This is a genomic window from Oribacterium sinus, assembly GCF_963553175.1.
In the GTDB taxonomy this organism is placed as follows: Bacteria; Bacillota; Clostridia; order Lachnospirales; family Lachnospiraceae; genus Oribacterium; species Oribacterium sinus_B.
In genome coordinates this window covers 23662-34348 of the sequence record NZ_CAUVME010000029.1, presented here as the reverse complement: position 1 = coordinate 34348, position 10687 = coordinate 23662, and the positions used below count along the sequence as shown (strand labels likewise).

10 protein-coding genes are annotated in these 10687 nt (G+C 45.3%); all 10 read left to right on the top strand.

The window, feature by feature from the left end; genetic code table 11:
• Positions 1 to 255: 255 nt before the first annotated feature.
• Positions 256 to 1146 carry a sulfite exporter TauE/SafE family protein gene (locus RYO92_RS08390; RefSeq protein WP_314833342.1) on the top strand — a complete coding sequence of 297 codons (891 nt, stop codon included), beginning with the start codon at positions 256 to 258 and terminating at the stop codon, positions 1144 to 1146.
• Positions 1147 to 1254: 108 nt separating this feature from the next.
• Positions 1255 to 2262: a proline racemase gene (locus RYO92_RS08385; protein WP_315370096.1), complete on the top strand. Its 1008-nt coding sequence runs from the start codon at positions 1255 to 1257 to the stop codon at positions 2260 to 2262.
• Positions 2263 to 2712: 450 nt separating this feature from the next.
• Entirely contained in the window at positions 2713 to 4149 is a 1437-nt protein-coding gene (gene proS / locus RYO92_RS08380) for a proline--tRNA ligase (protein ID WP_314668852.1), read from the top strand.
• Positions 4150 to 4217: 68 nt separating this feature from the next.
• Entirely contained in the window at positions 4218 to 5480 is a 1263-nt protein-coding gene (locus RYO92_RS08375) for a CCA tRNA nucleotidyltransferase (protein ID WP_315370095.1), read from the top strand.
• Between the two features lie 216 nt (positions 5481 to 5696).
• On the top strand, positions 5697 to 6695 hold the full coding sequence (locus tag RYO92_RS08370; protein ID WP_315370094.1) for a lipoate--protein ligase: 999 nt from the start codon (positions 5697 to 5699) through the stop codon (positions 6693 to 6695).
• Between the two features lie 12 nt (positions 6696 to 6707).
• Positions 6708 to 6950 carry a biotin/lipoyl-containing protein gene (locus RYO92_RS08365; RefSeq protein WP_007158101.1) on the top strand — a complete coding sequence of 81 codons (243 nt, stop codon included), beginning with the start codon at positions 6708 to 6710 and terminating at the stop codon, positions 6948 to 6950.
• Positions 6951 to 6983: 33 nt separating this feature from the next.
• Entirely contained in the window at positions 6984 to 7895 is a 912-nt protein-coding gene (gene lipA / locus RYO92_RS08360) for a lipoyl synthase (protein ID WP_315370093.1), read from the top strand.
• Positions 7882 to 8865, top strand: coding sequence for a lipoate--protein ligase (locus tag RYO92_RS08355; RefSeq protein ID WP_315370092.1), 984 nt, complete (start codon positions 7882 to 7884; stop codon positions 8863 to 8865). The genes lipA and RYO92_RS08355 overlap by 14 nt, the downstream gene beginning before the upstream one ends.
• 200 nt (positions 8866 to 9065) lie before the next feature.
• Complete coding sequence (gcvT, locus tag RYO92_RS08350) at positions 9066 to 10157, top strand: glycine cleavage system aminomethyltransferase GcvT (RefSeq protein ID WP_308578882.1); 1092 nt, start codon at positions 9066 to 9068, stop codon at positions 10155 to 10157.
• Between the two features lie 151 nt (positions 10158 to 10308).
• Positions 10309 to 10683 carry a glycine cleavage system protein GcvH gene (gene gcvH, locus RYO92_RS08345; RefSeq protein WP_304070843.1) on the top strand — a complete coding sequence of 125 codons (375 nt, stop codon included), beginning with the start codon at positions 10309 to 10311 and terminating at the stop codon, positions 10681 to 10683.
• Positions 10684 to 10687 lie beyond the last annotated feature (4 nt).

The following is a 10687-nucleotide window of genomic DNA, read 5'->3' as shown; positions in this document are numbered from 1 at the left end:
CAGGCTTTTCAAGGCCTGAGGAGATTTTGGAACTATTTAACTGTCAAACTACCGGATACTCGTTAAGAATAAAAACTTTTATAAAAATTATAAAAGTTTTTAAAAAATTTTTGCTTATACCGCTTCTCAATAGGAATTGACGAAGTAGCATTTTCGTCTTAAAATGAGGAACAGAACAATTGGGAATTATTTCACAATGAATGAGAACGGCAGGAGTCTCTTTTGTGAAAGATTTTGCAAGGGGGAGAGAAAGATATGAATGCTCAACAAATGGTTACTGTAGGCTTGCTCGTAATACTGGGCATTTTAGCGCTTATTTTTTTAGTCGCATTTGTAAAGGATTTACTGGCGCATAAGGATAGCATGGAGAAGGAAAGCAATACCGCGGTTAGCAGTGCTATCGGTTTTGGAATTAACTTCTTCGACGTATTCGGTATCGGATCCTTCGCTCCGGGCGCTTCCCTTTACAAGGGCTTAAAGCAGGTGGATGACAAGCTGATTCCCGGCACCTTGAATGTAGCTTGTACTATTCCTGTCGTTATGGAGGCCTTCCTCTTTATTCAGGGAGTGGAAGTAGAGCCTATCACATTGGTTACCATGATACTTGCGGCTATGGTCGGTGCATGGATTGGTGCAGGAATTATTTCCAAGCTTTCCAAGCAGATGATTCAGCTGGTTATGGGTGTTGCCATGGTAGTAATCGGTTTCGTCATCATTTTACAGGTGGCGAATGTTATCCCCGTAGAAGGAACAGCCATCGGACTCAGCGGAATAAAACTTATTGTTGCTATCGTAATTAACTTCTTCTTAGGCGCAGTTATGACTGCCGGAGTTGGCTTATATGCACCTTGTCTTGCCCTGGTTTGCGTATTGGGCATGAACCCGAAGGTTGCCTTCCCCATCATGATGGGATCCTGCGCATACCTTATGCCGGTTGCTTCCGTTCGTTTCGTAAAGGAAGGCAGCTACAATAGAAAGGTAGCTTTGTGGGGAACCATTTTCGGCTCTTTGGGTGTATTTGTAGCAACCAGAGTAGCATTAGGATTACCCTCTCACATTTTAAAGATTATCGTTATCTGCGTTATGTTCTACACCGCAGCAACCATGTTCTATTCCTTAAGCAAGGAAAAGAAGCAGGCGGCATAAAGAACACAGAAGATGACGCAGGATTGAACCATTACTTGTTAAGAATCGGAAAAGTCGTCTTATGGGGCGACTTTTCCTTTATAAAAATAAACTATGGAGGTAAGCATCATGAAATTCAGCAAGAGTATTCACGCAGTTGATTCCCACACAGCCGGTGAGGCTACCAGAATCGTAGTAGGTGGAGTCCCTAAAATCCCCGGAAAGACTATGCCTGAGAAGAAGCAGTGGCTTGAGGACAATATGGATTATCTTCGTACCGCTATTATGTTGGAACCGAGAGGACATAACGATATGTTCGGTTCCATTTTGACACAGCCTACAGTGGATGAGGCCGATTACGGTATTATCTTTATGGATGGCGGCGGATACCTGAACATGTGCGGACATGGAACCATCGGTGCTATGACCGTTGCAGTAGAGACCGGTATTGTTCCTGTAACAGAGCCTATTACCAAGATTGTACAGGAGGCTCCTGCAGGAATTATCCACGGTGAAGTTACTGTTGTGGACGGCAAGGCTAAGAAGGTAAGCTTCCAGAATGTTCCCGCTTTCTTATATAAGAGAGATCAGGAGGTAGAGCTTCCGGGTTACGGCAAGATTAAGTTCGATATTTCCTTCGGCGGCTCCTTCTTCGCTATCGTGAAGGTAGACCAGATCGGTGTAGAGATTAAGCCGGAAAATGCAGATAAGCTGAACGCTTTGGGAATCCAGCTAAGAGACATCATCAACAAGGAGATTCCTGTACAGCATCCATTGCTTCCCCATATCCATACCGTAGACTTGGTAGAATGGTGGTCTACAACAGAGACCAAGGGCGCGACCTTAAAGAACTGCGTAGTATTCGGACAGGGACAGGTAGACCGTTCTCCTTGCGGAACAGGAACCAGTGCAAAGCTGGCTACTCTTTTCGCAAAGGGTGAGTTAAAGCAGGGAGATAAGTTCTTCTATGAGTCCATCCTGGGCACCATTTTCGAGGGAGAAATCGTAGGAACCACCAAGGTGGGAGATTACGATGCGGTTATTCCTCAGATTACCGGTTCCGCATGGATTACCGGCTTCAACCACTTTGTGATTGATGAAGAAGATCCTGTAAAGTATGGATTTATCTTAAAGTAATAAATAAAGCTATTGCAGAATGGGTCTGTAAGAGGGGCAATCTGAGCCCGTCGAAACTTACCGAAAGTCGGCGAAGTGAAGGACTGTAAAAATCAATAGATGAAGCGATTGCAGAATGGGTCTGTAAGAGGGGCAATCTGAGCCCGTCAGTACTTACTGAAAGCGAGCTAAAGCGAAGCTTGAAGTTAGTACTGCTACGAAGGCGAGGTTAGCGGGAGCGTGCCCCGAATACAGACCTATTCTGCATAAGAGCGTATCGTTACAAAAATACAGTCCTTCACTACGAAGGCGAGGCTGCTGATAGCCTGCCCCAATTACCGACTCATTCTGCATCATAGCGTACCTCTATAGATAAAATATTTTATAGGGAATAAAGATTGCAAATCCAAAATTCATCATGTAAAATCAAAGGATAGTTTTTTAACAATATCCAAAAAGGGGGAAACAGTTATGGCAGACAAGAAATTAGTAGAGCAAATTACTTCCCGTGAGGAAGACTTTGCGCAGTGGTATACGGACGTAGTAAAAAAAGCGGAACTTACAGATTATTCTTCTGTAAAGGGCTTCATGGTTATTCGACCGGCAGGCTATGCTATCTGGGAGAATATTATGGCGGCTCTGGATTCCCGTTTTAAAGCTACAGGTGTACAAAACTGTTCTATGCCGCTGTTAATCCCCCAGTCCTTATTAGAAAAAGAGAGTGAGCATGTGGAAGGCTTTGCCCCGGAAGTAGCATGGGTTACCTCCGGCGGTTCCAAGAGACTGGAGGAAAGACTTTGTGTTCGTCCTACCTCCGAGGTACTTTTCTGTGACTATTATTCCAAGGTGGTAAAGTCCTATCGTGATCTTCCTCAGCTTCTGAATCAGTGGTGCTCCGTAGTTCGTTGGGAGAAGACCACCAGACCTTTCTTAAGAACCAGAGAGTTCTTATGGCAGGAGGGACATACCGTTCACGCTACAGCAGAGGAAGCGGAAGAGAGAACCCTTTTAATGCTGGACATCTATGCGGATGTTTTGGAAAATGAATTGGCGATTCCTGTAGTAAAGGGTCGTAAGACCGATAAGGAGAAGTTTGCCGGTGCGATTGCTACCTATACGGTAGAGGCTTTGATGCATGACGGACAGGCCTTACAGTGTGCTACCTCTCACAACTTCGGAGACGGTTTTGCCAAGGCATTCCAGGTGCAGTATTTAAGCAAGAACAATACCGTTGAGCCGGTACACCAGACCTCCTGGGGTATCACCACAAGAACCATCGGTGCCTTAATCATGGTTCATGGGGATGATTCCGGATTGGTTCTTCCTCCTCGTATTGCTCCTGTACAGGTAAATATCATTCCTATCCAGCAGAATAAGGAAGGGGTACTGGACAAGGCCTTTGATTTGATGAACACCTTGAAGGATGCAGGACTTCGGGTGAAGGTGGATGATTCCGACAAGACTCCCGGATTTAAGTTTGCGGACAGTGAAGTAAGAGGAATTCCTCTTCGTCTGGAAATCGGACCAAAGGATATCGAAGCGGGACAGGTGGTATTGGTAAGAAGAGACACCAGAGAGAAGATTGTGGTATCCTTTGAGAATCTTGTGGAAGAAAGCAAGAAGCTTTTGGAGCAGATTCAGAAGGATATGTATAATAGAGCTTTAACTTTCCAGAAGGAAAGAACCACAGATGCCAAGAGCTTGGATGAATTGGTAGCCTCCCTGGATAAGAAGCCCGGATTTGTCCGCGCCATGTGGTGCGGTTGCAGAGAGTGCGAGGAGAAGCTTAAGGAGTATTCCGGTATTACCTCCCGTTGCATTCCTGCAAAGCAGGAAAAGATTGCCGATACCTGCGTAGTATGCGGAAAGCCTGCTACAAAGATGGTTTACTGGGGAAGAGCTTATTAAAAACAGTACAAGGAATTAGCCTTGTGCTTAAGCCTTACGAAAAGACTGACGTTAAAAAAGGAAAATGGATGAAAGATCCGAAAGCAATACAAATCACCGTTCCCAAAGGAGTAGAACACATTATTCGGCAGATTGAGCAGGCAGGGTACGAAGCCTATGCTGTCGGAGGATGTGTTCGGGACGCCCTTTTGGGACGAGAACCTGAAGATTGGGATATTACGACTTCTGCTAGGCCGGAGGTCGTAAAATCCCTTTTTTTGCGTATCATTGATACGGGAATCGAGCATGGCACCGTGACGGTTCTACTTAGCCCCCGGGAAGCCGGAGAGGGAGACAGAGCCTTTGAGGTAACCACCTACCGGGTAGACGGCATTTACGAGGATGGGCGTCATCCCAAGGCGGTATCCTTTACCGGAAGCCTGGAAGAGGATCTGGCCAGAAGGGATTTCACCATCAATGCCATGGCCTACCACATGGATCGGGGCATCATAGACTGCTATCATGGACAGGAAGACCTGGAAAATAAAAGGATTTGCACCGTGGGAAGGGCAGAGGAACGTTTTACGGAGGACGCCCTTCGTATGATGCGGGGAATTCGTTTTTCCGCCCAGCTGGATTTTCAGATAGAAGCGGACTGCCTTCAGGCCATGCTGGTTCTTCGGGAAAACCTCGGAAAGGTTTCCAAGGAGCGGATTGCGGTGGAGCTGGTGAAGCTTTTATGTAGCCGTCATCCGGAGCGGGTGAAGCTACTCTTTTCTACCGGCCTTTCCGACTTTGTGACACGGCATTTTTCGGAAATCGAGAAGCGGGGAATTCCTTCTCTTTTAGGAAATGCCAAAGATAAGAAGTATCTGCGCTTGGGGCTTCTGCTAAGGCACCTGCCGGAGTACACCAAGGAGATTTTGGAAGAGCTGAAGCTGGATCGGGAATGTATTGATAAGGCTTCCTCCTTTGTGGAGCTCTTTTCTTTGGAAGAGGCGGATTCTCCCTATGCCCTTCGGAAACGGCTTTCTCGGTACGGACTTGAGCTGATTCAGGACTTTTATGATACCAAGGCGCTCCTTTTGGAAAATGTTTCCAATACCCCGGGAAAGGCTATAGCGGAGCAGGTGCAGCTTCGACTTTCATGGCTTCAAAAGATTCAGGAGGAAGGGGATTGCTATACCCTTTCCAATCTGGCAATTAAGGGAAAAGATTTACTGTCTATAGGAGTGCAAGCCGGGCCGGCTATGGGAGAACTTTTGCATCAGGCTTTGGATTATGTGATGCTGAATCCTTCGGAAAATGATAGAGAAGCTTTGCTTTCTTTTGTAAAAAGCCGAATTTGTTAATAATTAAACAAAAATAAAAGTATAAAACAGTATTTAAGAGGAAAACCTAGTCAAAATAGACAAGTTTTCCTCTTAAATACTGTTATTATTTATAAATTCTAGCGCTATTATATCGACATTTTATAAATAATGTTTATAATGAATATTGTAGAGGAAAAATCTCACTGTTTTTCCGAAAAAATAGAAAGAATTTTCGGGATAGAAAGAGCTGAGCCTATGATTGGAATTATAAATCCCTCCTTGGACCCCTTTTATAATCAGGCCTTGGAAGAATATCTTTTTCAGAATAGAACGGAGCAGGATATTTTTCTTCTTTGGCGGAATACTCCGGCAGTTATCGTAGGCTGTTATCAAAACATCAGCCAGGAAGTAAGCTTATGCCGGTTAAAGGAAAGAGGGATTCCGGTTGTTCGCAGAAGCAGCGGCGGAGGTACGGTGTATCATGATTTAGGCAATGTGAATTACAGCCTAATGAAGAAAAGAAACAAGATTTTAGAGTATGACGATTTTCTCCTTCCGGTAATCGATGCTTTACGAAGGCTTGGGATTAAGGCGGAGAAGAACAGATGCTCCGATATTGCCATAGGGGGAAAGAAGATTTCCGGCAGTGCCCAAAAGGCCACCGGAGAACGGGTTTTACACCATGGGACTCTACTTTATACATCGGACTTAAGTCTTTTGGATGAGATTACCACCAAGAATAAAAGTGTTCACATTCAGTCGAAGGCTTCTCCCTCGGCAATCTGCAAGGTTTGTAATATCAGTGAATCCTGGGAAGGCTTAGGAAAGGAAGGATGTCCCTTTGCGGAGGTTCCTCCCATAGAAAGCTTTATGGAAGCCTTAATGGCATCCATGGGAGCTAAACCGGAAGCCTTAGCTCTTACAGAGGCGGAAAAGGCGGAGGTAGAGAGGATTTGCCGGGAAAAATACCATTCTTGGGAATGGACCTATGGAAAAACGCCTCATTTCTCTTTTGAAAAGGAAGGTATTTTCCAAGGAGAAAAGATACGGATCAGTTATCAGGTCCGGAAGGGAAGAATCGAAGATTTTACGATACAGTCCCCTTATTTTTCAGAAGAGGAAGTCAGAGCACTTTTCCAAGGACAGCCATTTTCTTTAGAGCTTTTTGAAGAAAAGTTTTCCGATTTGGTGGAAAGGCTACAGAATCAAGACAGCATGGAACGCAGAGAAGCTTTATTGTCTCTGGCTTTATAGAAGGAGTAGAAGATGAAGAAAGAAATTGTGATTCCGAAGTTAAGACCGGAGATGCAGGAGGCAGTAGTTTGCGCCTGGTTGAAGGAAGTGGGAGACCCGGTAAAGAAGGGGGAACCGATTTTTGAGATTGAAACCGACAAGGTGGTTACCCAAGTGGAATCCGGCTTTGAGGGGACTTTAGTAGAACAGTGCTGTGAAGAAGGAGATACGGTAGGGGTATTGGAGAAGGTCGCTTTGATTGAAGAGACAGCTTAAGGACAGGATAGGGAGTGAGATAGGGAGCGAGATATGGAGAAGACATTGGAGAAAGCGGAGGATTTACAGGCTGCCCCTCCTTCTTTAGGGAAGAAGCCGGACTGGCTGAAGGTTCGATACAATCAGGAGGCTACCGAAGAGGTGGCGGCGCTGATGAAGGATCTTCGTTTGAATACCGTTTGTAAGGAAGCCAACTGTCCCAATATGGGAGAGTGCTACAGGAAGCACACCGCAACCTTTATGATTCTGGGAAGTGTTTGTACCAGAAATTGCCGTTTTTGCAATGTGACCTGCGGAAGACCGGAGGCGGTGGATGAAGAAGAGCCTATGAATGTGGCCAAGGCGGCAAAACGACTTCGTTTAAAGCATGTGGTTTTAACTTGCTCCACCAGAGACGATTTGGAGGATGGGGGAGCCTTGCAATTTGCCAAGACCATTCGGGCGATTCGAGAGCTTTGCCCCGGCACTACCATTGAAACTCTGATTTCGGATATGAAGGGAAGGACAGAGTCTTTAGACATTGTTCTGGAGGCTAAGCCGGAGGTACTGAATCACAATGTGGAGACGGTAAAGGAATTGCAGAAGGCAGTTCGACCCCAGGCGGCTTATGAAAGGTCCTTAGGAGTGCTCCGTTACTGCAAGCAACATTCCCCGGACATCAGGGTAAAGACCGGCTTTATGGTAGGCCTTGGAGAGACGGAAGAGCAGATTGACAGATTGATGGATGATGTGCTGGAAACCGGCTGTGATATCTTAACCATTGGACAGTATCTGCAACCCACCAAGGAACATTACCCCTTAGCCAGATATGCCACTCCGGAGGACTTTGCCCGTTATAAAAAGAACGCTCTTTTAAAGGGTTTCCATCATGTAGCCTCCGCTCCCTTAGCCAGAAGCTCCTACAGAGCTTGGGAAGCTTTGGAGGATGTGCATGGTTTATATTGATTTAGAGTCCACGGATGTTTATGAGAACTTTGGTCTGGAATATTATTTAGCCGAAGAAAAGAAATTGGAAGACACGGTTTTCCTTTTTTGGAGAACCACGCCCACCCTGATGCTGGGAAAGTATCAGAATCTGGCGGAGGAAGTGAATCTTCCCTACGCCAGAGAGCAGAAGATGAATCTGGTTAGGAGGATGAGCGGCGGCGGCACCATTTACACGGACCCGGGAGGATGGCAGTTTACCTTCATTGACCGCTATAAAGAAGAGGGGATAGAGTTTAAGAAATACCTAAGCCCGGTTTTGGACGCCCTGGCAAAGCTTTCCGTTAAGGCAGAATTTAACGGAAGAAACGACCTTTGTATCGAAGGACGCAAGTTTTCCGGCAATGCCCAGTATCATCTTGGGGAAAGCATTGTCCATCACGGATCCCTGCTTTTTTCCACGGATATCGAGAAGATGGTGAATTCCACCAGGGTGGATGAGTACAAGATTATTTCCAAAAGTATCCAGTCGGTGCGGGAGAGAGTTTGTAACATCTCCGACCATTTGAAGGAGAAGATTTCCCCGGAGGACTTTAAGGAACTGATGGTTTCCGCCATTTTGGGAGAAGAGAATAAAGCCAATCGCCTGGAGCTTTCCAAGGAAGAAATTCTGAGAGTTAAGGAACTGGCCAAGACTCATTTTCAAAACTGGGACAGTCTGTACGGAAAGAATCCGAAGTTCAATATGGAAAAGATTGGACGCTTCCCGGGGGGGAAGATGCATTTTTCCTTAGAGATTCAAAAGGGCAAAATACAGGAAGCTTCTATTAGCGGAGATTTTTTCAGTACCCTGGATCCTGAGGAAATCAGTAAAGCTTTTGTAGGATTGGCTTTTGACCGGGATTCCCTTTTAAAGGGGCTTACGGAAAGAGGCTTGGAGGGAAAGCTTTATCGGATTTCCGTGTCTGAGATTGCGGATATGCTGGCCTAAAGGGCTTTGACGGACAAGCAGGCCGGTTGAACCGGAGAAAACACATATATTTTTATTTTTTTACACATTGAAAAAGAAAAAAATTTTTTTATAATGAGTTATAGAGTAATTACTTTTTGCCCGAATATTCTGATGTTAGGGGTCAGGGGATGGGGAAAAAGCATGATGATAAAATCACCATAAAACAAAGGAGGCAGTTTATGGAATTAAAGACACCGTTGTATGAAGCGCATGTGAAGGCAGGCGGAAAGATTGTTCCTTTCGCCGGATTTCTTCTCCCTGTTCAGTATGAGCAGAGTGGAGTCATCAAGGAACATATGGCTGTTCGAACCGAAGCCGGACTTTTCGACGTGTCCCACATGGGTGAGGTACTTTGCAAAGGAAAGGATGCATTGGCAAATCTTCAGAAGATTTTAACCAACAATTTTGAGAACATGGTGGACGGACAGGCAAGATACAGCCTGATGTGTAATGAAAACGGCGGTGTGGTAGACGATTTAATCGTTTACAAGAAAGGGGATAACGACTACTTTATCGTTGTAAATGCTGCCAACCGTGAGAAGGACTTTAACTGGATGGTACAGCATAAGTTCGGGGATGTGGAATTCACCAATGTTTCCGATGATTATGCCCAGATTGCCCTTCAAGGCCCTAAGGCTATGGATATTATCAGAAAGCTGACCTCCGAAGAAAATATTCCTCAGAAATATTACCATGCCGTATTTAATGCTACGGTTGACGGTATTCCCTGTATTGTTTCCAAGACCGGTTATACCGGAGAAGACGGTGTAGAGCTGTATCTGGACAGCAGCAAGGCGGAGGAAATGTGGGATAAGCTTTTGGCAGCAGGAAAAGAAGAGGGACTGATTCCCTGCGGACTTGGTGCCAGAGATACCCTTCGCATGGAAGCGGCTATGCCTCTCTATGGTCATGAGATGGACGATGAAATCACTCCCCTTGAGACCGGATTAAAGTTTGCGGTAAAGATGGACAAACCTGATTTTATCGGAAAGGCTGCTATTGAAGCCAAGGGAGAGCCGAAGATTAAGAGAGTCGGCCTGAAGGTTACCGGCAGAGGCGTTATCCGTGAACATCAGGACGTTTTGGCAGGAGACCAGGTTATCGGTCATACCACCTCCGGAACTCACTGCCCATTCTTAAACTATCCTGTAGGAATGGCATTAATCGATCCCAAGTATGCAGAGGTGGGCACTCAGCTTCAGGTAGACGTTCGCGGACGTAAGGTAGATGTAGAAGTGGTAGCACTTCCCTTCTACAAGAGAGAGAAATAAAAGCAAAACATTTTTCAAGGGAGAGATTGCAGACTTTAGGTGCAATACTCGAACAAAGACAAATTTTTAAAATCAGATTTTCTTCCGGGAAGATCTATTTTATAAAGAAAACGGTTTAATCAACACTACTTATTTTAAGGAGGAAAAAAAGATGGCAGTTCAAAAGGGATTATTGTATACCAAGGATCACGAGTGGGTTAAGGAAGAAGGCGGAGAGTACGTAGTAGGAATTAGCGACTATGCGCAGAGCGAATTAGGAGATTTGGTTTTCGTAAATCTTCCGGAAGAGGGCGACAGTGTAACAAAGGGAGAGTCTTTCTCTGATGTTGAGTCCGTAAAGGCTGTTTCCGACGTAATATCTCCATTAACCGGTGTGGTTAGTGCAATCAATGAGGCTGTTTTGGATGCTCCTGAAAGTATCAACAGCTCTCCTTATGAGGCTTGGTTCGTAAAGGTAAAGGATGTTACCGATAAGGAAGAGCTTCTTTCCGCAGAAGAATATGAGGAGTTCTTAAAGACTCTGTAATAGA

What these genes read in the sequence shown, in the direction of transcription:
- RYO92_RS08390 (WP_314833342.1), top strand. Translation starts at nt 256, where the DNA reads ATGAATGCTCAACAAATGGTTACTGTAGGCTTGCTCGTAATACTGGGC.
- RYO92_RS08375 (WP_315370095.1), top strand. Translation starts at nt 4,218, where the DNA reads ATGAAAGATCCGAAAGCAATACAAATCACCGTTCCCAAAGGAGTAGAA.
- proS (WP_314668852.1), top strand. Translation starts at nt 2,713, where the DNA reads ATGGCAGACAAGAAATTAGTAGAGCAAATTACTTCCCGTGAGGAAGAC.
- RYO92_RS08370 (WP_315370094.1), top strand. Translation starts at nt 5,697, where the DNA reads ATGATTGGAATTATAAATCCCTCCTTGGACCCCTTTTATAATCAGGCC.
- gcvH (WP_304070843.1), top strand. Translation starts at nt 10,309, where the DNA reads ATGGCAGTTCAAAAGGGATTATTGTATACCAAGGATCACGAGTGGGTT.
- RYO92_RS08385 (WP_315370096.1), top strand. Translation starts at nt 1,255, where the DNA reads ATGAAATTCAGCAAGAGTATTCACGCAGTTGATTCCCACACAGCCGGT.
- lipA (WP_315370093.1), top strand. Translation starts at nt 6,984, where the DNA reads ATGGAGAAGACATTGGAGAAAGCGGAGGATTTACAGGCTGCCCCTCCT.
- RYO92_RS08365 (WP_007158101.1), top strand. Translation starts at nt 6,708, where the DNA reads ATGAAGAAAGAAATTGTGATTCCGAAGTTAAGACCGGAGATGCAGGAG.
- RYO92_RS08355 (WP_315370092.1), top strand. Translation starts at nt 7,882, where the DNA reads ATGGTTTATATTGATTTAGAGTCCACGGATGTTTATGAGAACTTTGGT.
- gcvT (WP_308578882.1), top strand. Translation starts at nt 9,066, where the DNA reads ATGGAATTAAAGACACCGTTGTATGAAGCGCATGTGAAGGCAGGCGGA.